This window comes from Pseudomonas sp. yb_2 (assembly GCF_043103905.1).
Taxonomy (GTDB): Bacteria; Pseudomonadota; Gammaproteobacteria; order Pseudomonadales; family Pseudomonadaceae; genus Aquipseudomonas; species Aquipseudomonas alloputida.
Genome location: NZ_JBICKH010000010.1, coordinates 44,222 through 65,148 on the forward strand (window position 1 = coordinate 44,222; position 20,927 = coordinate 65,148).

The following is a 20,927-nucleotide window of genomic DNA, read 5'->3' on the forward strand; positions in this document are numbered from 1 at the left end:
CGGACCGGTCGCAGAGGGCCGCAACATGGCCCGGCGATTTGGCTGTGATGCGAAGACCCTGGGGGCGCTTCGCACCCCGATCGCGACACAAGGCCGCTCCTACAAAGGCTGCAATCAGCGCAGGGTGATTTCCCCGGTCTGCCGGTGTAGCAGCAACTCGGCCAGCGCTCTGGTCATCTGCACGTGATGCACTGCGTTGACCAGCATGTTGATACCGGGTTCACCGGCATTGGCGCAGATGTATTCGTCCAGCGAGTTTTCGATGCCGGCCATCAACTGGAGGGTGTGGGTCAGGGCGTCAACCGAAGGCGTGTCCTGGTTGATGGTGTAGAAGGGGCGGGCTGTCAGGATTGCAGGAGGATCGGGGACGATCTTCTTCATGGCGTATTCCTCTGAAACAGAAGGGCACTGCCACCTGAATCTTTCTCACGGATCGAGGGTGGCAGCCGTACGCGGGGTGAGAAACCGAGGAGAAATACGCAATGACTCGGCCAGGCCGAAGCCTGCCCACGTACGGCCGCCATTAGAGGTGCTGCGTAAAATCTCTGTCGGGTTCTCACACCCGGTCACCGAAGCGACCCGGAAACGTTATCCGTGAGGTGTTTCCCCGACAACAGCGATAGTTCGGCAGCGCGCGTAGGGTAATTCCTAAGCGGGTTGATTCTGAAGCATTGGGTTGCAGGTTCAGAAATATCTTACGGTGGTAGCTGCGCCGGTGTTCGCGGGCACGCCCGCTCCCACAGGTACGGCGCAAGGTTCTCGGCGTACGCGGTCAGTGGGAGCGGGCATGCCCGCGAAGAGGCCCGCACAGGCAACCACTTACTTGGGATAGAGCGGCGGCAAGCTGCCGTTCTCGCCCGCCGGCAGCAACACCTGCTCAGCTGGCGGAATGGTACCAATCGCCCGCCACAAATCCTCCCCCTGCCAATACTGCCCGCTCTCGCTGTACAACGCCCCGTTCAAACCATCCAGCGCATCCGACAACGGCACGAAGCGCGCCGCCATCTCGGCCAGGGTTTCCGGTTGCTGCCGGGCCCAGGCATCCAGCGCCTGGCGCGTAGCCTGGGGGTCGTTGGCCTGGCATGCGCGCTTGAGGTCGTCCAGCAAGGTGCGTGGGCTTGGCCCGTTCTGCGCCGTGCGCAGCACCGCTGGCCGCGAACGGGCGCGCCACCACAGGGCAAAGCCCAGCACGGTGGTCAGGGCAAACACCAGTGTGGACAGCTGCCAGGGCCACAGCAGGGTGCTGGCGCTGCTGTTGTCGCCCACCGGGGTGTCGGCGCTCAGTGCCGGGTTGTCCAGCACGTTCAGCGTGCGCGCCGGCAGGCTGCTGTGCTCCAGGTGGTCTTCGCGGGTGTTCCACCAGGCCACTTCCAGCGCCGGCAACGCCAGCGTGCCGCTGTGGGTCGGCACCAGGGCCTCGCGCTCTTCGCGGTTGGCGGTCATGCCCCGTTCGCTGATTTCGTTGCGCAGCAGCGGCTGGTCAGGGTAACGGCGCAGGCCGATGATCTCCGTAGCCGGCAGCGGCGGCAGTTGGGTGCTGGACAAGCCTTCGGCACGCAAGGTGATGTTGCGCGTCAGCGAGTCGCCAATCTGTACCTGCTGGCTGCCGGGGTCCGGGCTCCAGTGCTCTTCCAGGGTCAGGCTGCTGGCTGGCAACCACGGCAAGCCAGCCGGCCAGGCTGCCGGAATCGGCCGTACCGTGAGGCGCAAGGGCAGCGAGCTGACCTGCACCTGGTGGCCGGCGCGGGCCGTGCCATTGGCCTGCGCTGCTTCGTCGCTGCTGGCAGCTGCCGTGGCGGTGAACGTCAGCGACGGGATGTCGAGGGTGCCACTTTGCTGGGCATACACCGCATAGCGGGTTTCGATCACGCCATGACGCACGCCGTTGATTTCCTTTTCATACGTGCGCGACTCGCCCAACGGCTCGACCTTGGCGTTCTCCAGTTGCAGGGAGCTGAGGCTGCTGTCGTCGTACAGCGCTACCGAGTGGTAGATGCGCAGGGTCAGCACGGCTTGGGCCTGGACATAGACGTCGTGGCTGTCGAGGGTGGCTTCGATGAATACCTGAGCGTTGTCCTGGCGGTTGGCATCGGCCTGCAGCACTTGCAGTTCGATGGCCTGGCTGTGCGACTGGCCCAGCCGCAGCTCGGGGATGCGCAGGGTACCGCTGCGCCGTGGCAGCAGGGTAATGATCCAGCGGGTGCTGGCACGGGTTTCGCCGTCCAGGGTGTGCAGGCTGTTCAGCTGTCGCGTGCCGCGCACTTCGAAGTCACCTTCCAGGGCGCGCAGGTCGGGCTTGCCGAACTGGGTGACGTCCTGGCTTTCCAGGGTCAGTTCCAGGCTTTCGCCAGCTTCCAGGCGGGTGCGGTCGACGCTGGCCTGCAGCAGCGGTTCGGCCTGGGCCAGCACGGCCCACAGCAGGGTGAGGAGAAAGACGCCGAAGCGACTCATTGTGATTTTTCCTGATGCAATTGCTGTTCATACCAGAATTTGCGTCGCAGCAGCTCTGCCGGGTTGTCGGGGATTTCCCGCAGCCATTGCTCCAGGGCTTGGCGCTGTTCGCCGTCGAGGCTGGTCGACACCGGGCGCTGTGGCGGCTGGATGACACTGTCGTCGCTCCCGGCCTGGTTGCCGGGGGCGGCCTGGCTGTTGCTGCTGCTTTCGCCGGGTTGTTCGGGGCTGGCCTGTTGGTCGTCGCCGGGTGTGCCTTGGGCCGGGCTGCTGGCCGAGCTGCTGTTGCCTTCGGTTTCGCTGCCGGGCGTGTCTTGGGCATCGCTGCCGGGCGGTTGTTCCTCGGCCTTGGCTTCACGTTGTTGCAGCAGTTGCTGCACCAGCGCCTGGTTGTCCAGCGCGGCCTGCAGGTCGGGCTGACGCTCCAGGGCTTGCTCGTAGGCATCCAGGGCGGCTTCCAGCTCGCCACTGCGGGCCAGGGCATTGCCTCGATTGTAGTGGGCTGCTGCAGTGTCGCCTTGGGAAAATGCCTCGGCGGCACCGGCATAGTCGCCGGCCTGGTACAGGGCCATGCCGCGCCATTGCGGGTTCTGGAAGTGACGCGCAGCGCTGGCCGGGCGGTTTTGCTCCAGCAGCTTCTGGCCTTGCTGGTCGGGGCGCAGCCACAGGTCGTTGAGCTCGAAAGCCTGGCCAGGCTGCGGCAAGGCCAGCAGTAGCGGCAGGCAGAACAGCCAGCCGCGCCGGCCGGCGCAGGCGGCCAGCAGCAACAACGGAATCAGCAGCCAGTAACCTTGGTCGGCCCAGCTGTCCAGTTGCAGGGTCTGGCCGTCATTGCGCCCGCTCCGCGGGTTGTCGAACAGGCCCAGGCCACGCAGGTCGAGGTCGTCGATGCGGGCGTGCCGGTAGCGCCCGCCCGTGCCGCTGATAAAACCCTTCAGGCTGGCGCTGTCCAGGCGAGGCAAGAGGATGCCGCCCTGGTCGTCTTTAAGGTATTCGCCATTGGCCTGGCGCACCGGGGCGCCTTCGCGGCTGCCGATGCCCAGCATCAGCAGGCTTGGGCCCTGGCGGCCGAGGGCCTGGGTGATGCCCTGGCGCTCGGCGGCGCTGAGCGCTGAGCCTACCAGCAGCAGGCGGCCTTGGCCGAGGCCGCTCTGGGCCAGGAGCGCCAGGCCTTTTTGCACGGCCAGGTCGGCACGCTGGCCGGGTTTGGGCATGATCGACGGGTCGATGGCCTCGAGCAAATTGCGGGTGGTGGCCAGGTCGTCGGACAGCGGCACCAGGGTGTGCGCGGAGCCGGCATACACCACCAGCGCCGTCTGGCTGTCGCGGCGGTGTTCAAGCAGGTCGAGGATCTTGCGCCGGGCCTGTTCCAGGCGGTTGGGCGGGCTGTCCTCGGCGAGCATTTGCGGGGTCAGTTCGAGCAGGATCACCAGCGGGTCGGCCGGGCGCTGACGGCTTTCTTCCAGCCGCTGCCAGCTGGGCCCGAGCAGCGCCAGGATCACCAGTAACCAGGCAAGGCCCAGCGCCACCCACGGCAGTTTGCTGGTGCTGCCGCTGCCGCCACCCAGCAGTACACCGTGGAAGGCTGGCGGCAGAATCATCTGCCAGCGCCCGGCGCGCTTGCGCCGGTGCCACAGCTTGTACAGCAGCCAGCCGAGCACGGGAACCGCCAGCAGCCAGAGCGGGCGCAGCCATTGGGGCCACAAGTCGATCATCGCCGCCTCCTTAAACGCAGGCGCTTCAAGCGCTGGCGCCATTCCGGGTGCGGCTGCAGGAAGCGCGGCTTGCGCAGCAGGCGCTGCAACAGGTTGTCGGGCCACTGCACGGCCACCACCAGCAGCACGCTGAGCAGCAGCGCCAGCGCCAGCGGCCATGCGTACAGGGCCTGGGCTGTGCGCGCCTGGGTCGGTTGCTGGGCCACTGGCTCCAGTTGGTCGAGGGTATCGCCGATAGCGTCCAGTTCGGCGCCGTCATGGGCGCGGAAGTAGGCACCGTGGGTGATGTCGGCAATTTCCTTGAGCGCGGCTTCGTCCAGGTCCAGGCTCGGGTTGAGGCCGAGCAGGCCTGGGGTGCCACTGGCTTCGGGGTTGGCGCCGATACCGATGGTGTAGATGCGCACGCCTTCCTGGGCCGCCAGGCGGGCGGCTGTCAGCGGGTGAATCTGCCCGCCGTTGTTGGCGCCGTCCGTGATCAGCACCAGCACCCGGCTTTGTGCCGGGCGTTCGCGCAGGCGTTTGACCGCCAGGCCAATGGCGTCGCCGATGGCGGTGTTCTTGCCTGCGATGCCGATCTGCGCCTCGATGAGGAAGGTGCGCACGGTGCGCCGGTCAAAGGTGAGCGGCGCCTGCAGGTAGGCCTGGCTGCCGAACAGGATCAGGCCCACGCGGTCGCCTTCACGGTCTTGCAGGAAGTCGCCCATCAGCGCCTTGACCAGGTCGAGGCGGCTGATGTCCTCGTTCTGCCACTGCATGTCGGGGAAGTCCATCGACCCGGACACGTCCACCGCCACCAGCAGGTCGCGGCCGCTGGCGGCGATCGGCACCGGTTCGCCCAGCCATTGCGGGCGAGCGGCGGCGCACAGCAGCAACAGCCAGATGACGACGAACGGTGCCTGCTGGCGCCAGGTGGGCAGGTTGAGCCTTGCGCGGCGCCCGGCCAGGCCTTCCAGCTCGTTGAGGAAACCCACCTTGAGCACCGGTTCACCACTGTCGGCAGCGGGCAGCAGCAGGCGCGCCAGCCATGGCAGCGGCAACAGGGCGAAGACCCACGGCCAGGCCAGTTCAAACATGCTTGCGGATCCAGATTTCGACGGCTTGGCTGAGCCCGGCGATGGCCTTGTCGTCGAGCTTGCACTCGGGTTTATAGGCGCCTTCTACCAGTACCATCCAGCGGGTCAGGCCGGCGGCCGGGCAGCGGTTATCCAGAAAGGCCAGCCACTCGCGGCCGTTGAGGGTGTGGCTGTTGGCGCCTGGGTAGTGGTTGCGGCACAGGCGCTTGAGCAGGGCGTTGATCTGTTGCAGCCAGGCGCCGGCCGGGGCGCCGTCATACGGGCGTGGCAGGCGGGCCAGCTCGGCCAAGGCCTCCAGGCGCACCGGGTCCAGGGGTTGTTCGGCGCGCACGATGCGGCGTTTGCCCGGGCGCCAGCGGCGCAGCCGCCACAGGCCCCAGCCCAGGAGTGGCAGGACGGCCAGCAGCAGCCACCAGCCTGGTGCGGGTGGCCACAGGCTGACCGGTGCCGGGGCGATCAGTGGGTGCAACTGGTCGAGCGGGTTCATGACGCGCTCCGTGGCCGCTGGGCGTTCAGGTACTCGCGCAGTTGTTCGACCATTTCACTTTGCGTGCTCAGAGGCATCAGCACCACCCTCAGCTTTTGCGCCATCAGCTCCCAGCGCTCGATGCGGGCTTCGGCCTGCTGGCGGTAGGCCTGGCGCAGGTTGGCGTCGAGGGTATCGAGCTCCAGCTGGGCACTGCGCTGGGCGAAGCGCAGCAGGCCGGCGGCAGGCAACGCGTGGTCGAGCGGGTCGGATACCGGCAGCAACAGCAGGTCGCAATGCCGTGAGAGCATGGCCAGGTGCTGTTCCACCTGGGCGCTGAGCGAGCGTTCATCGCAGATCACGATGGCCAGGCTGCCGGGGCGCAGCACTTCGCGGGCGCGGCGCAGGGCCAGGCCGAGGCTGTCGGCCCCGGGTATGGCTTCGGTGTGCAGTGACTGGTTGACCTTTGCCAAGCGGTTGAGCAGTTGCAGCAGGCTTTGCTTGCTGCGTCGGGGCTTGATTTCGTGGTGTTCGTTGTCGCCGAACACCAGGCCGCCGATGCGGTCGTTGTGGCCCAGCGCTGCCCAGCCGAACAGCGCCGCAGCCTGGGCCGCCAGCACGGACTTGAACATCAGCCCTGAGCCGAAGAAAAGCCGTTGGCTTTGCTCGACGAGGATGAAGATCGGCCGCTCGCGTTCTTCGTGGAACAGCTTGGTGTGCGGCTCCTGGGTACGCGCAGTGACACGCCAGTCGATGTTGCGCACATCATCGCCGGCCTGGTAAACGCGCACCTGGTCGAAGTCCACGCCGCGCCCGCGCAGCTTGGAATGGTGCAGGCCCACCAGTGGGCTGCGCTGGCCGGGCTTGGAAAACAGCTGGATTTCGCGCACGCGGTGGCGCATGTCGATCAGCTCGGCAAGGCCAATGCGGATGCCGTGTTCGGCCAGCTGCGCAGTGGGCATGGGTTCAGGCAACGGCGACGACGTCGAGGATGCGCTGGACCACGCGGTCCTGGTCGATCCCTGCCGCCTCGGCCTCGAACGAGAGGATGATGCGGTGGCGCAGTACGTCGAACAGCACGGCCTGGATGTCTTCGGGGCTGACGAAGTCGCGCCCGGCCAGCCAGGCATGGGCACGCGCGCAGCGGTCCAGCGAGATGGAGCCACGCGGGCTGGCGCCGTAGGCGATCCAGTCGGCCAGCTCGGTGTCGAACTTGGCCGGGGTGCGGGTGGCCATGACCAGCTGCACCAGGTATTCCTCCACTGCGTCGGCCATGTACAGGCCAAGGATTTCCTTGCGCGCGGCGAAGATGGCCTGTTGGCTGACCCGGCGTTCAGGCTTGGTCTCGCCGCCCAGGGCTTCACCCCGGGCCTGCGCCAGGATGCGCCGCTCTACGGCGGCGTCGGGGAAGCCGATTTTTACATGCATCAGGAAGCGGTCGAGCTGGGCTTCGGGCAGCGGGTAGGTGCCTTCCTGCTCGATCGGGTTTTGCGTGGCCATGACCAGAAACAGCGGCGACAGGTCGTAGGTGCTGCGGCCCACGCTGACCTGGCGCTCGGCCATGGCTTCGAGCAGTGCCGACTGAACCTTGGCCGGTGCGCGGTTGATTTCGTCGGCCAGCACCAGGTTATGGAAGATAGGCCCCTGCTGGAACACGAAGCTGCCGGTTTCCGGGCGGTAAATCTCCGTGCCGGTGATGTCGGCCGGGAGCAGGTCGGGGGTGAACTGGATGCGATGGAACTGCGCTTCGATGCCTTCTGCGAGTTCTTTGATGGCTTTGGTCTTGGCCAGGCCCGGTGCCCCTTCGACCAGCATGTGGCCGTCGGCCAGCAGCACGATCAACAGCCGTTCGACCAGTTTCTCCTGGCCTAGGATCTGGGTAGAAAGAAAAGTGCGCAGCGCGATCAGCGCTTCACGGTGTTCCATCGGCGACGGTTCCTGGTAGGGGGCCTGAGGCGGCGCGAGGCAGCAGCCTTGGCAAGGGGGGATACTTTAATCTATCCGGGGGGGCGACCACCAATGGCGGCGGGTAAATTTATCGTTGCAGACGGGCCTGCGGGCAAAGAAATGTCCCACGCATGGCTGGCCTTTGCCTGATGGTCCGTGACGGCGTGCTGGCGCCTGCTTGTGCTTTTGGGACAAGCAGGAGACACGATGATGAAAATGAGCAGCGCCAGCACGGCAAACCTTACGCCGGTCACCCTGCGTTTTGGCGTGTTCTTCGATGGCACCGGAAACAACCTGCACAATGCCACGGCGGAGGGTGAGCAGGGTGACAAGGGTGGCAGCTATGGCAACGCCTTGAGCAATGTGGCCCTGTTGCATGCGTTGTATCCGGCTGATGCTGCCGGTGCCGACGGGCCGCAGGCGTTCTTGAAGCGCTATGTGGAAGGCGTGGGCACGCTGGCGGGTGAAGCCGACCATGTCTACGCCTCGGCCACCGGGCATGGGCGCACAGGGGCAGAGGCCCGGGTTGCCGAGGCGTTGCAGGGAATGGCCGAGCAACTGCGGGCATGGCGCCAGGCGCATCCGCAGGCAACGCTGGAAGGGGTCGAGTTCGATCTTTTCGGTTTCAGCCGCGGTGCGGCGGCGGTGCGGCATCTGGCCAACCTGCTGCACGAGGGCGCGGGCGGGCTGTTGTCGGTGGCGTGCGAAACCTCGATCAACTTTATCGGCCTGTTCGACACCGTGGCGGCGATCATCGCGCCCTTACAGGGTGACTTCGACCCTGCAGACGGCCGCCATGGTGGCCTGCGCCTGGGCCTGGGTGCGGGTATTGCCCGGCACGTGGTGCAACTGGTGGCCGAGGACGAGCGACGGCATAACTTCCCGCTGGTGCGCAGTGGCCACGACATCGTGCTGCCGGGCGTGCACTCGAATATTGGGGGTGGTTACCCGGAGACCCTTCTGGAGCAGGTGCTGCTGTGCAAGCCGCAGTCCCAGTGCGTGCCTGCAGGCACGCGTGTCGAGCAGTGCCGCGTCCATGCCAAGGTGAGTGCCTTGCTGGCTTCGACGTTTGCCGATATGGGCGAACCCAGGCCGCAAGTGATGACCTGGGAGGAGCCGATTGCGGGCGGGCGTCGGGACGAGGCGCAAAAGCAGGTCTATGCGGCGGTGTACCGGGAGCGGCAAGTGGCGGGGCACCTGTCCCGGGTGTACTTGAGCGTGATGCGGGCATTGGCGGTGCGCGCGGGCGTGCCGTTTGCGCCGTTGGGGGCGCAGGCTGAGCATTGGCTGCCGGATGAGTTGTCGAGCATCAGCCGAAAACTGCATGCCTTTGCCTTGGGGGAAACTGGCCAGGTGGGGTTGAGCGAGGAAGAACAGCGGCTGTTGCGCGACAGATACGTGCATGCGTCAGCGAACTGGAATGCAGTGAAGGGCTTGCGCAACAGTGTGCTGGATGTGCTGTTCGTCAATCGGCCGGGGGCAGGCGGGCGAGTGATGCATGCCAACCCGGCGTAATGAGTGATTGATCGTGGCCTGGCAATGCTGCACCGGGCCTACAGGGCGCGCGCCAGCTGTTCAGTCGCGCGCCTTCTGGCTGAATACATCTCCTGTGCCAGGGTCAGCAGCACCGTCAGCAACATGAACACCACCGATGCGATGAAAATCCCGTTGGGCAGGTGCTGATCGAGCATCCAGCCGAACGCCACCGGCCCGATGGCGCCACCGATGTTGAACCCGGTCGACACCAGGCCGAAGGTTTTGCCCTCGGCCCCGGGTGGCGCCGCCGCCTTGACCAGCATGTCCCGTGATGGGGCGATGACCCCGGTGAGCAAGCCGATGGCACCCAGTACGACCACCAATGCCCAGCCCTGCAGCAGCCCCAGTGCCACCAGAGCGGTCAGCGCAGCCGCCAGCGCGAAGGCCAGCGCCGCCACCAGGCCATGGCGCCGGGTACGGTCGGCCAAAGCGCCCCCGCACAGCACGCCGGCTGCGCTGCTCAGCAGGAAGGCGGTGAGCGCGGCGTTGGCCCAGGCCAGTGTCAGGCCTTGGCCCTGGACCAGGGCGGCTACGGAGAACTTCTCGATGGCACTGGTGCTCAGGTTGAGCAGGATGAACAGCACCGTCAGCACGCCGATCATGGGGGTGAACAAACGTACGCGGCCTGTTGCTGCGGCCGGGCCTGTGTCTTGTTTGTTGGCAGGCCTGGCGACCCGGTACACGCCACTGCCGGGTATCGAAATCAGCAGTAGCGCGGCTACCCCGAATACCGCGCCCGCCGCCAGGGCTGCCCGCGTGCCGAGCGCCGCGGCGATGCCGAGAAATACGGCTGGGGTAACGGCCGAACCGAGGAAACCGGCAAAGGTATGAATAGAGAACGACCGCCCCAGGCGTGCGGGCTCGATGCCGTTGGCCAGCAGCGCATAGTCGGCCGGGTGGTACACACCATTGGCCAGGCCAGCCATGGCCATCGCCACCAGCAATACCGCATACCCGGGGCTGGCCGCCAGCAGCACGAAGCTGAGGCTGCCCAGCAACAGCCCGGCCTTAAGCACTTTACGTGCACCATAGTGGTCGACGGCATAACCCAGCGGGGCCTGTACCAGCGCGGAGACGATGTTGAACACTGCCAGGGCTACGCCCAGCTCTACGAAGCCCACGCCCAACAGGCCGGGCAATACGGGCAGTAGCGCCGGGATCAGCATGATGTGCACGTGGCTGACGAAGTGCACGGCAGCAATTTGGGTCAGCAGCTTGGGGCCAGCGTGGGGCATGTCGATACCTGTTGAACAGCGTGCGCCCCTGGCGCACGGCAAGGTGGTGGAAAGCCCGCTTAGCGGGAGGCGCCCCGCAAACCGGGCAGGCGACCGTTCAGGACAACGTGGGCCAGCAGACCAATGACCAGGCCCCAGAAAGCCCCGCCAATGCCCAACAGGCTGATGTTGGCCGCCGCCGCCAGGAAGGTGATCAGTGCTGACTCGCGTGAACGGGCATCGGCCAGGGCGCTGGCCAGGCTGGCGCCGATGGTGCCCAGCAGGGCAAGGCCCGCCAGGGTGGTGATAAAGGTGCCCGGCAGGGCCATGAAGACACTCGCCAGCGTGACCCCGAACACCCCGACGAGGATGTAACAGACACCGGCGGCGATACCCGCCACCCAGCGCTTGTCCGGGTTTTCATGGGCTTCCTTGCCGGTGCAGATGGCCGCGGTGATGGCCGCGATGTTGAACGCGTGTGAACCGAAGGGCGCCATCAGCAACGAGCCCATGCCGGTGACGGCGACAATCGGGTTGGCGCTGGTCTTGAATCCATCGTTGCGCAGCACCAGCATGCCGGGCATGTACTGGCCGGTGAGGGTGATCAGGAACAAGGGCAGGGCCACGCTGAGGGCCGCGTTGAGGGAGAAGGTGGGCGCTGTGAAAACCGGTGAGGCAAATTCCAGCCGCAACGTGGTCAGGCCTACTTGCCCCTGCAGCAACAGGTACCCCAGGCCCAGCAGCAGTATGGCGACCACGGCGTAACGGGCGGTGAAGCGTTTGAAAGCCACATACGCTGCAATCAGCAACCCGGCGAGGCTGGGGTCGACCGACAGGCTGGCAAAGGCACCGATGCCGAACTGCAGCAGGATGCCGGCCAGCAGGCCGGCGGCAATGCCGCCGGGCACTACGCGCACCAGCCGCTCGAAGCACCCGCTCAGCCCCAGCACCACGAAGCCGGCGGCCGACAGCAGGTAGGCACCTATGGCCTCGCTGTAGGGCACGCTGGCCAGGGCGGTGACCAGGAACGCGGCGGCGGGCGTGGACCAGGCTGTGATGACCGGCTCGCGGCTGTACCAGGACAATGCCAGGCCGCTGAGGCCGACGCCGATCGACACCGCCCAGACCCACGATGATGTCAGCTCCGGGCTCAGCCCGGCCACTTTGGCCGCCTGGAACACCAGGATGAACGTGCCGCCGTAGTTGACGATCACCGAAACGAGTCCGGCAATCACCGGGTGAAGGATGTCTGTCAGCCTGAGCGGGGTGGTAGAGCTTTGAGCAGGCGCGTCCATGGTTGCCTCTGGTAATGGTCAGATGAGGAGCCGTTTTGTGCGGCGAAGGGGTAATCCGACTGCAGCGTCATTGGCCCTTGCGCAGCCCAAGGCTGCTCCTGAAGAAAAAGACTGCCCGACAGCGACAGGCTGCCGGGCAGGTTTGGGCGTCAGTTGGTCAGCGCCACCAGCAGGCTTTTCAGGTGGTTGCTGCCTTGCGCATCCAGCGGCTGCAGGGGCAGGCGTGGGGCGCCGACATCCTGGCCGAGCATTTTCAGGCCGGCCTTGATGGTGGTCGGCAGGCCACGGCGGGTGATGTACTCCAGCAGCTCGTACTGGCGGTAGAACAACGCACGGGCTTCGGCCAGATCGCCTTGTTGTACGGCGTCCCACAGCGCCAGGTTGAGTGCCGGGATCAGGTTGGGCGCGGCGGTACACCAGCCCGTGGCGCCGGCCACCAAGGCTTCCAGGGTCAGCGGGTTGCAACCGTTGTAGAACGCCACCTGCCCATCTGTAGCCGTGAACAGGCGGTGCATGCGCTGGATGTCACCGGTGCTTTCCTTGACCATGGTCACAGTGGGCACTTCGCCGAGGATACGCAGGATCAGCTCCACCGACAGGTCGGTGCCGCTGGTGCCCGGGTTGTTGTAGAGCATGATCGGAATGTCGATGGCGGCGCCGACCGCCTTGTAGTGGGCGATCACTTCGGCTTCGGTGAGCTTCCAGTAAGAGATGGGCAGCACCATCACCGCCGTAGCACCGCAGGCCTGTGCCAGGCGGGCACGCTGCACGGTGCGGGCGGTGGTCAGGTCGGAGACGCTGACCACGCTGGGTACGCGCCCGGCAATGCGTGCCTGGCTGAAGCGCACCACGGTTTCCCATTCGCTGTCGGACAGGTAAGCCCCTTCGCCGGTGCTGCCCAGCGGCGCGATGGCGTGCACGCCGTCTGCGATCAGGCTATCGATGGACGTGCCCAGGGCATCCAGGTCGAGTGAGCCGTCTGCCGTGAAGGGAGTGATGGTGTAGCCGATAACGCCGCGAATTACAGGTGTAGACATGACCAGGCACCTTTGCCGTTGTTGAGGAAAGCGTACAGATTCGATCAGCCCAGGCAGTCGCCATGGGCACGCAAGGCTCGGCGCGCGTAGTAGCTGAAGGCGGCACCGTGACGTTTGGGGGTGGAAATCCAGTCGTGGGCCTCTTTGCCCAGTGCTTCGGGGATGGGGCGGATGTCACCGGCGCCCATGGCCAGCAGTTGCATCTTTGCTGCGCGCTCGAACAGCAGGGCGAGCACGCAGGCTTCCTCGATCGAACGCCCAGCGATCAGCAGGCCATGATGGGAAAGCAGGATTGCGCGCTTGTCGCCAATCGCGTTCGCGATGATTTCGCCTTCTTCGTTGCCCACCGGTACACCGGGCCATTCCTTGAGGAATGCACAGTCGTCGAACAGGGGGCACAGGTCCATGTGCGAGATGGCCAGCGGAACTTCCAGCATTGACAAGGCGGCGCTGTGCAGTGGGTGGGTGTGGATGATGCAGTTGACGTCGGGGCGGGCGCGGTACAGCCAGCTGTGGAAGCGGTTGGCCGGGTTGGCCATGCCACGGCCTTGCAGCACCGTCAGGTCTTCGTCCACCACCAGCAGGTTGGAAGCGGCGATTTCGTCGAAGCCAAGCCCCAGTTGTTGGGTGTAGTAGGTGCCAGGTTCCTGCGCACGCGCAGTGATCTGCCCGGCCAGGCCAGAGTCGTGGCCGCCGTCGAACAGGATACGGCAGGTGAGGGCGAGCTTTTGTCGCACGGTGTAGGTGTTGTCGGTCAGCGCCGTCAGCATCTGTTGCTGGGCGAGTTTGACAAGCTGGTCCTTGGGGGTGTGCATGGTGGTCGTCATGGGCGGTACCTGCAGGGGTGGAGACTAGGGATGGCTGATCGGCGCGGAGGCGACGCCAGGACACGGCGTTGATCATAATGACACAAGGTGTCATATGCAAGCGATGTGTCATCCTTGCCTCAGGGCCTCAACACATCAGTGCCAGCGCAATCTGTTATGGCGTGCATACGCAACTGGTATTACTTGCCCCGGCTTCACGCTGTTTAGCATCGATCGGGTCTTAACCGTCGACGAGAACAACAACGTGAACCTTGGAACCCTATCCAGTCGAAGTGCCAGATACTGGCCTGAACGTCTGGCGGTGATCGACCGCCACACCCGGCTGACCTTCGCTCAGCTCGAACAACGGGCCAACCAGCTGGCCTCGGCCTTGCTGGCACAGGGCATCGCCACGGGCGAGCATGTCGCCATCCTGGCGCCCAACCGCGCCGAACTGGTGGAAGCAGAGGTGGCTTTCTACAAGGCCGGCCTGGTCAAGGTACCGGTCAATGCGCGCCTGGCACCGGATGAAGTGATTCAGGTGCTCAACGACGCCTGCAGTGTCGCGCTGATCGCCGATGCGCAACTCGCCCAGGCGTTGCTGGCCCGCAGGCAGGAGGTACCTGCGTTACGCTTGATCGTGACCTTGGGTGAGCGGGGCGGTGACATCACCTATGCCGCGCTGCTGGCCCAAGGCAGTAGCCAGCCAATCAGCTGCGACCTGCCTGACGACGCCCTTGCCGTTTTGCATTACACCTCTGGCAGCTCTGGTGTGCTCAAGGCTGCGATGCTCAGCGTGGGCAACCGCAAGGCGCTTATCCGCAAGAGCCTCGCCAGCCCTACCCGTCGCGCCGCCCCGGGCGATGTCATGGCTCACGTCGGGCCTATCACCCATGCCAGCGGCATGCAGCTGATGCCACTGCTGGCGGTCGGTGCCTGCAACCTGCTGCTGGAGCGCTACGACGACCAGCTGTTGCTCGAGACCATCCAGCGCGAAGGCGTAACCCGCTTGTTCCTGGTGCCTGCCATGATCAATCGCCTGGTCAACTTCCCCGATGTCGAGCGCTACGACCTGAGCAGCTTGCGCCTGGTGATGTACGGTGCCGCGCCGATGGCACCAGCGCTGGTGAAGCGGGCCATCGAGGTCTTCGGGCCGATCCTGGCCCAGGGTTACGGTGCTGGCGAGACCTGCTCGCTGGTAACCGTCCTGACCGAACAGGACCATTTGTGCGAGGGCGGCGACTACCGGCGCCTGGCCTCATGCGGGCGTTGCTACTTCGAAACCGACCTGCGCGTGGTGAACGACCACTTCCAGGACGTCCAGCCGGGAGAGGTGGGCGAAATCGTAGTCAAGGGCCCGGACATCATGCAGGGCTACTGGCGCGCACCCCACCTCACCGCCGAGGTGATGCGCGACGGCTACTACCTGACTGGCGACCTGGCCACGGTGGATGAGCAGGGGTATGTGTTCATCGTCGACCGCAAGAAAGAAATGATCATTTCCGGTGGTTTCAACATTTACCCCAGCGAGGTCGAGCAGGTGCTCTACAGCATGCCGCAGGTGTTCGAGGCGGCGGTGGTGGGGGTGCCTGACGAGCAGTGGGGCGAAGCGGTGCGGGCGGTGATCGTGCTCAAGCCGGGCATGGCGCTGCAGGAGCAGGACGTCATCGAACATTGCGCCCAGGCCCTGGCCGGTTTCAAGAAACCACGTGCCGTGGACTTCGTCAGCGAGCTGCCGAAAAACCCCAACGGCAAGGTGGTGCGCCGGTTGATCCGTGACGCCTACTGGCAAAACAGCGAACGCCGTATCTGACACGAGGAACGACCATGTATCAGCCAAGCGAAAAGGCCCAGCAGATCATCGAGGCCATCAGTGGCTTCGTTCGCAACGAAATCCTGCCCCTGGAACAGCAAGCCGGTCTCAGTTGGGCAGAGCCGCACCCGCGGGCGGTGCTGCAGCAGGTATGGCAGCGCTCGTGCGAGCAGGGCTTCTACAACATCATGCTGCCCGAGGCGATAGGTGGCGCCGGGTTGAGCGTGTCAGACCTGTGTGCGGTCAAGGAAGCCACGGTGCTCACCGGCTCGATGCTGGCGCCGCATATTCTCGGCGAGCTTTCCGGGCCGCCCCGTATCGGCCATCTGTTCAAGGTGGCGAGCCCGACCCAGATCGAGGCGTTCCTGCAGCCGGTGTGCCGTGCCGAAAAGGCCGTGTGCTTCGCCCTGACTGAAAGCGAAGCCGGCTCTGATGCAACGGCGATCAAGACCTCCGCACTGCGGGAAGGTGAACACTATGTGCTGAACGGCGCCAAGCGTTACATTTCGGGTGCGCCCTATGCCGACATTGCGGTGCTGCTTGCAGTGACGGATCCTGGGCGCGGTGCCCAAGGGATTTCGGCATTCTTCGTCGACCTGAGCGCACCGGGGGTAAGGGTTGAAAGCGATTATTCGGTCATGTCCGGCGGTGGTGCGCATGGCGACATCATCCTTGAGGACGTACGGGTGCCGGCGGCCAACCGCATCGGTGAGCAGGGGCAGGGTTTCAAGCTGGCGATGGGGCGTATCACCCTCAACCGCCTGCTGCATTGCCCCACCTTGCTGGGGCTGGCCGGCCTGGCACTGAACCTCTCGATCGACTATGCCCGCACGCGCAAGCAGTTCGGCCAGCCTATCGCCATGTTCCAGTCGATCAACCATATGATCGCCGACATGGCCACCGAGCTGCATGCTGCACGCAGCATGGTCTACGCCACGGCAGCGGTGAATGACGCCGGCGGCAATATCCGCACCCAGGCCCCGATGTGCAAGCTGTTCGTTTCGGAGACGGCCTTCCGCATCGCCGATCGCGCCGTGCAGATACACGGCGGTGCCGGGCTGCTGCGTGGCAACCCGGTGGAGTGGATATTCCGTGCGACACGTATGATGCGCATTCTCACCGGAACCAGCGAGATCCAGCGCAACACCATCGCCAAGGGCGTGCTCATGCCTGAGCAATGACGCGGTATGCCCGGCCCGTGGTGGCCGGGTTCTCCAGACAAGAACAATAACGAGAGATCATCATGACTCATACTGACACCCCCGCACGTGCAGGCACGGCCTGGATGATTGCGGTACTGCTGGCGCTGTTGATGCTGGTGAACTTCCTGGACAAGGTGGTCATCGGCCTGGTGGCGGTGCCGATGTCCAGGGAACTGGGCTTGTCCCCTGCCGAGTTCGGCCTGGTAGGGGGCGCACTGCACTGGTTCTTCGCCATCTCGGCGGTGATAGGCGGCTTCATGGCCAATCGCCGGCCAACCCGCACCCTGCTGCTGGGCATGGGCGCGTTCTGGGCGCTTATCCAGTTGCCCATGTTGTTCGTCAGCTCGCTGTGGGCGATCGTCGCCTGCCGGGTGCTGCTGGGTATTGGCGAGGGACCGGCCTCACCGGTGGCTACACATGCCTTGTACAAGTGGTTCCCCAATGACCGTCGCAACCTTCCCGTGGCGCTGTTGCATACCGGCAGTGCGCTGGGGCTGCTGGTAGCGGGTGCCATGATCCCATGGATCAGTGTGCACTACGGCTGGCGCATGAACTTCATCGTGCTGGCGGTGATCGGCGCGGTGTGGTGCGTGCTGTGGTGGCGGCTTGGCAGCGAGGGCAACCTCGACCGCATTCGCCCGGGCCAGCTTGAAGAAGGGCAGGCCCCTGTTCCCTATCGTCGACTGCTCGGTGACCGCACGGTATTGGGCAACTACTTGTGCCACTTCGCCGCCAATTGGTCCCTGGCATTGACCCTGACCTGGGTACCGAGCTACCTGGAAACCGGGCTGGGTATCGACCCGATCATGACCGGCCAGGTGTTCGTCCTGTTCGTGGTGGTTACCACGCCGCTGAGCCTGTTCATGGCCTGGCTGTCCCAGCGAATGATGCGTGCCGGGTTGGCCACACGCTGGTCGCGCGGTGCGTTCGTTTCCGTGTGCCTGATCGCCAGCGGGCTGCTGTCGGCGGCATTGTTTCTGCCCGGTCTGAGCAACGTCGAGCGGATCGTCAGCCTCACGTTCAGCGGTGGGCTGGCGCTGGTGATGTACTCCGTGGGGCCTGCCATGCTGGCGGAGTTCACGCCCAGCGGGCAGCGCGGCGGCATTCTGGCGATCGGCAACGGTATCGCCTCGTTGGCCGGGCTGTCGGCACCGGTGGTCACCGGTTTGCTGGTGCAGGGCGCCGGGGCCGGGCACACGGCAGGGTTTGGCCAGGGTTTTCTGGTGTGCGGCGCGGTGCTGGTGATTGCCGGGCTGATCGGGCTGGCCTGGATGGACCCGCAGAAAACCCGGCAACGTCTGGTGCAGGTGGGCACGGCTGCGCCAGCCCAGGCGTGATGTTCACAGCGCTCAGAGGCTCTGCTCCGCTAGGGCCTCGCGCTCGATCAAGGTGCCTTTCCAGCGCTCGCTGCGCACTGCATCCACCAGCAGTGCGCGCACCAGGTCGCGCATGCAGGCGGCGGCGAACGACAGCGGCTTGTGCTGCGAGTGGGCCAAGGCGATGGTGCGGGTGATGCGCGGTTCCACTATCAGCCGCGCGCTGGCAGGCGCGGCCAGATCCAGCAGCGGCGGCCAGTTGCTGATGGTGGCCGCCAGGCCAGCACGGACCAGGCTGGTGATACCGGGGGCCGACTGCTGTTCGTAGCTGGAGTCCAGTGTCACACCGGTTTCCATGGCAGCCTGCTCGATGCGCCTGCGCAAGTGCAGGCTACGGGGTGGCATAACCAGGCGGCTCGCCGCGGCCTCAGCCAAGGTGATGGGCGACTCGTCAGGCCCGTGCCCAGGCAGGCCGACCCAGTACAGGTCTTCGGAAAACACGGGCTCGGCGACCACATGGACAAGCTCTTCGGCGTTGGGCACCACGCCGAAATCCACCTTGCCCAGTTCAATCGCCTGGCCACCTTCGCGGCTCAGGCCATCCCAAACGGTGAGCTTGATCCCCGGGAAGCGTGCCTGGGCCTGGGTAATGATGGCCGGCAACAACAGTGCCGAGGCAGTGGCGGGAATCGAGATGGCCACGTGCCCCTTGGGGTTGCCGCGGCTGGATTTCAGCTCGTCTTTCACCGAATCGAGCTGCTGCACGACCGATCGGGCCACTTCGTACAACTGCCGCCCGGCATCGGTCAGTTCGATACCGTCATGCTGGCGCGCCAGCAGTTGCATTTCCAGTTCGCTCTCCAGCAGGCCTATCTGTCGGCTCAAGGCCGGTTGGGCGATGAACGCCTGGCGTGCGGCATTGGAAAAACTGCCGGCTTCGACAATGGCGATCAAATAACGCAGCTGTTTCAAAGTCATTGTGGTTCTCAGGCTATGCCGAAGTGATATGGCAACCATCGGGAGACGCTATTTGTTCAGCCCCGGTGGCCTACTTAGTATCGGTAAGCAGCAAAACGAGGATAACAGAAACGTTCGAATAATTACCCAAGCCCTTGCCTGCAGGCCTTTGCGCCGTACTTAAGCATTAACTCGCAATTCACTCTCTAATAAACACAATAAGAGGTTAAGAGTGATGGCATCTCGTATTTTCGGTCGCTCGGGACCGTTGTCGGTACTTGCCTCATCAGTACTTTTTTCTGCGTCTGCCGGTGCCGCTCAGTTTCACTGGGGTGAACTTGAGGGGCAATTCGACTCGGCGCTTTCCTTTGGTACCAGCATTGCGACTGCCAACCCTGACCCGGCCCTGCACAACAGCGCCAACAGCGATGACGGCCGCCTGAACTTTGCCTCTGGCGATGTGTTTTCAGCGGTGTTCAAAGGCACCCATGACCTGGAGCTCAAGCACGACAACCTGGGGGTGTTCCTGCGCGGTACCTACTGGTACGACACGGCCCTGCGTGATCACGATCAGCGCTTCAAGCAGGTCGAGGACAACAACCGCAAGCGCTCGGCCAAGACCGCAGGTAGCCAGCTGCTCGATGCCTTCGGTTACTACCTGTACGACATCGACGGCCAACCGGGTTCGCTCAGGCTGGGCAAGCAGGTGGTCAACTGGGGTGAGAGCACCTTCATCCAGGGCGGACTGAACGTCATCAACCCCTTCAACCTTGCGGCATTGCGGCGCCCCGGCTCGGAAGTGAAGGACGCGCTGGTGCCGGTGAACCTGTTCTACTTCACCCAGAACCTCACCGAAGCGCTGTCGGTCGACGGTTTCTATCAGCTGGACTGGGAACAGACCCAGCTCGACAACTGTGGCACGTTCTTTTCGAACAACGACTTTTTGCCCGATGGGTGCGATGGCCTCGACGTGGGCGCCAAATTGCTCGGCAACCCCACAGCCGTGGCGGGGCTTGCGCCGTTCGGTGTGAACCTCACCAGCGAAGGCGTGCGCATACCTCGCGGCAGCGACCAGGATGCCCGCAACAGCGGGCAGTGGGGCGTTTCGCTGCGCTGGTACGTGGCGGCGCTGGACACCGAGTTTGGTGCTTACGCGGCGAACTACCACAGCCGCACGCCTTACCTGGGTACGGTCAGCAGCCCGTATTTCGACAACCGCCGTTTCGCCCCGCAGTTGTGCGCCAACCTCGCTATCGGGCTTGCAGACTGTGCCGCTTTCCTGGGCTCCAGCGCAGGCCAGTCGCTGGTCGGCGCGCTACGCCTGGGCACCTCGCAGTACCGGGTGCAATACCCCGAGGACATTCGCCTCTACGGCCTTTCGTTCTCCACCACCCTGCGCGCCGGCACGGCGCTGCAGGGGGAGCTGAGCTACCGGCCGAACATGCCCATGCAGCTCAACGGTACCGACATCATCCAGTCGTTGTTGAACGTCGATGGCCGCTCGCCCTTGCTCGGCGACGGCCTGCGGCCAGACAGCGCCAGTACGCTGTTCGACGGCTACCGCCGTAAAGAGATGACCCAGTTGCAGATAACCGCTGTTCACGCTTTCAGCCAGGTGATGGGGGCCAACCAGTTGCTGTTGATAGGCGAGGCGGGCGCCACCTACGTGGGCGGTCTGGAGGGCGCCTATGGCCCCCGTTACGGGCGCTCGGGCACGTTCAACAGTGGCGAACTGGCGGACAACAGCGTGTGCGTGGCCATTTCCAAAACCCCTGAGCACTGCAACGACGAAGGCTTCATGACCCCGTTTTCCTGGGGCTACCGGCTGCGTGCCACCTGGGCCTACCCCAACGTGATTGCCGGTTTCGACCTGCGGCCGAACCTGTCCTGGGCACATGACGTGCACGGCAACGGCCCGGTGGAGGGGTCGGCGTTCAGCGAAGGCTCCAGGGCCATCAGTGTCGGGTTGGATGCGACGCTCGCCAGCACCTACAGCCTGAGTGTGTCGTACACCGACTTTATCGACGGCGACTATGGCACCCGCGGCGACCGGGACTTCATCTCGCTGAGCCTGGGCGTCACTTTCTGAGGGCATGACA

Annotated in this window: 17 protein-coding genes; 5 read left to right on the forward strand and 12 right to left on the reverse strand. The window is 64.9% G+C overall.

From position 1 onward, the window contains the following. Nucleotides 1-114 precede the first annotated feature (114 nt). From ACF8FB_RS02625 to ACF8FB_RS02655, 7 genes are all read right to left on the reverse strand, one after another. A complete protein-coding gene (locus ACF8FB_RS02625) occupies nucleotides 115-381 on the reverse strand; it encodes a hypothetical protein (protein WP_392510977.1) in 267 nt (88 codons plus the stop codon). 438 nt (nucleotides 382-819) lie between these two features. Beyond that, nucleotides 820-2,451, reverse strand: coding sequence for a BatD family protein (locus ACF8FB_RS02630; protein WP_010953036.1), 1,632 nt, complete (start codon nucleotides 2,449-2,451; stop codon nucleotides 820-822). Next, nucleotides 2,448-4,166 (reverse strand): tetratricopeptide repeat protein, encoded by a 1,719-nt coding sequence (locus tag ACF8FB_RS02635; RefSeq protein ID WP_010953037.1) that lies wholly within the window; start codon nucleotides 4,164-4,166, stop codon nucleotides 2,448-2,450. Before ACF8FB_RS02635 ends, ACF8FB_RS02630 begins: the two co-directional genes overlap by 4 nt. Beyond that, nucleotides 4,163-5,239 (reverse strand): VWA domain-containing protein, encoded by a 1,077-nt coding sequence (locus ACF8FB_RS02640; protein WP_010953038.1) that lies wholly within the window; start codon nucleotides 5,237-5,239, stop codon nucleotides 4,163-4,165. Before ACF8FB_RS02640 ends, ACF8FB_RS02635 begins: the two co-directional genes overlap by 4 nt. Next, entirely contained in the window at nucleotides 5,232-5,726 is a 495-nt protein-coding gene (locus tag ACF8FB_RS02645) for a DUF4381 domain-containing protein (protein ID WP_010953039.1), read from the reverse strand. Before ACF8FB_RS02645 ends, ACF8FB_RS02640 begins: the two co-directional genes overlap by 8 nt. Next, complete coding sequence (locus tag ACF8FB_RS02650; RefSeq protein WP_020193144.1) at nucleotides 5,723-6,667, reverse strand: DUF58 domain-containing protein; 945 nt, start codon at nucleotides 6,665-6,667, stop codon at nucleotides 5,723-5,725. Before ACF8FB_RS02650 ends, ACF8FB_RS02645 begins: the two co-directional genes overlap by 4 nt. Before the next feature lie 4 nt (nucleotides 6,668-6,671). Then, nucleotides 6,672-7,631, reverse strand: coding sequence for a MoxR family ATPase (locus ACF8FB_RS02655; protein ID WP_003247242.1), 960 nt, complete (start codon nucleotides 7,629-7,631; stop codon nucleotides 6,672-6,674). Nucleotides 7,632-7,859: 228 nt separating this feature from the next. On the opposite strand from ACF8FB_RS02655, the gene ACF8FB_RS02660 reads away from it, so the two are divergent. Beyond that, a complete protein-coding gene (locus ACF8FB_RS02660; RefSeq protein WP_392510978.1) occupies nucleotides 7,860-9,167 on the forward strand; it encodes a T6SS phospholipase effector Tle1-like catalytic domain-containing protein in 1,308 nt (435 codons plus the stop codon). Nucleotides 9,168-9,205: 38 nt separating this feature from the next. On the opposite strand, the gene ACF8FB_RS02665 is transcribed toward ACF8FB_RS02660, so the two are convergent. The 4 genes from ACF8FB_RS02665 to ACF8FB_RS02680 all read right to left on the reverse strand — a co-directional run bounded on the left by ACF8FB_RS02665 (nucleotide 9,206) and on the right by ACF8FB_RS02680 (nucleotide 13,561). Next, nucleotides 9,206-10,423 carry an MFS transporter gene (locus tag ACF8FB_RS02665; RefSeq protein ID WP_392510979.1) on the reverse strand — a complete coding sequence of 406 codons (1,218 nt, stop codon included), beginning with the start codon at nucleotides 10,421-10,423 and terminating at the stop codon, nucleotides 9,206-9,208. 59 nt (nucleotides 10,424-10,482) lie between these two features. After that, a complete protein-coding gene (locus tag ACF8FB_RS02670; protein ID WP_392510980.1) occupies nucleotides 10,483-11,697 on the reverse strand; it encodes a benzoate/H(+) symporter BenE family transporter in 1,215 nt (404 codons plus the stop codon). Nucleotides 11,698-11,846: 149 nt separating this feature from the next. Continuing rightward, entirely contained in the window at nucleotides 11,847-12,734 is an 888-nt protein-coding gene (locus ACF8FB_RS02675; protein ID WP_392510981.1) for a dihydrodipicolinate synthase family protein, read from the reverse strand. Between the two features lie 44 nt (nucleotides 12,735-12,778). After that, nucleotides 12,779-13,561, reverse strand: coding sequence for an aldolase (locus ACF8FB_RS02680; RefSeq protein ID WP_004577435.1), 783 nt, complete (start codon nucleotides 13,559-13,561; stop codon nucleotides 12,779-12,781). Nucleotides 13,562-13,805: 244 nt separating this feature from the next. Between ACF8FB_RS02680 and ACF8FB_RS02685 the strand changes: the two genes are divergently transcribed. From ACF8FB_RS02685 to ACF8FB_RS02695, 3 genes are all read left to right on the forward strand, one after another. Further along, entirely contained in the window at nucleotides 13,806-15,353 is a 1,548-nt protein-coding gene (locus ACF8FB_RS02685) for an AMP-binding protein (RefSeq protein ID WP_033725201.1), read from the forward strand. A gap of 14 nt (nucleotides 15,354-15,367) precedes the next feature. Continuing rightward, on the forward strand, nucleotides 15,368-16,534 hold the full coding sequence (locus ACF8FB_RS02690) for an acyl-CoA dehydrogenase family protein (protein ID WP_392510982.1): 1,167 nt from the start codon (nucleotides 15,368-15,370) through the stop codon (nucleotides 16,532-16,534). Nucleotides 16,535-16,638: 104 nt separating this feature from the next. Next, nucleotides 16,639-17,892, forward strand: a complete 1,254-nt coding sequence (locus ACF8FB_RS02695; RefSeq protein ID WP_049586654.1) for an MFS transporter — start codon at nucleotides 16,639-16,641, stop codon at nucleotides 17,890-17,892. A 12-nt stretch (nucleotides 17,893-17,904) separates the two neighbouring features. Here the strand turns inward: ACF8FB_RS02695 and ACF8FB_RS02700 are convergent, their stop codons facing one another. After that, nucleotides 17,905-18,849 carry a LysR family transcriptional regulator gene (locus ACF8FB_RS02700; protein WP_003247253.1) on the reverse strand — a complete coding sequence of 315 codons (945 nt, stop codon included), beginning with the start codon at nucleotides 18,847-18,849 and terminating at the stop codon, nucleotides 17,905-17,907. A 214-nt stretch (nucleotides 18,850-19,063) separates the two neighbouring features. Between ACF8FB_RS02700 and ACF8FB_RS02705 the strand changes: the two genes are divergently transcribed. Beyond that, nucleotides 19,064-20,917 (forward strand): DUF1302 domain-containing protein, encoded by a 1,854-nt coding sequence (locus tag ACF8FB_RS02705; RefSeq protein WP_392510983.1) that lies wholly within the window; start codon nucleotides 19,064-19,066, stop codon nucleotides 20,915-20,917. Nucleotides 20,918-20,927: the final 10 nt, after the last annotated feature.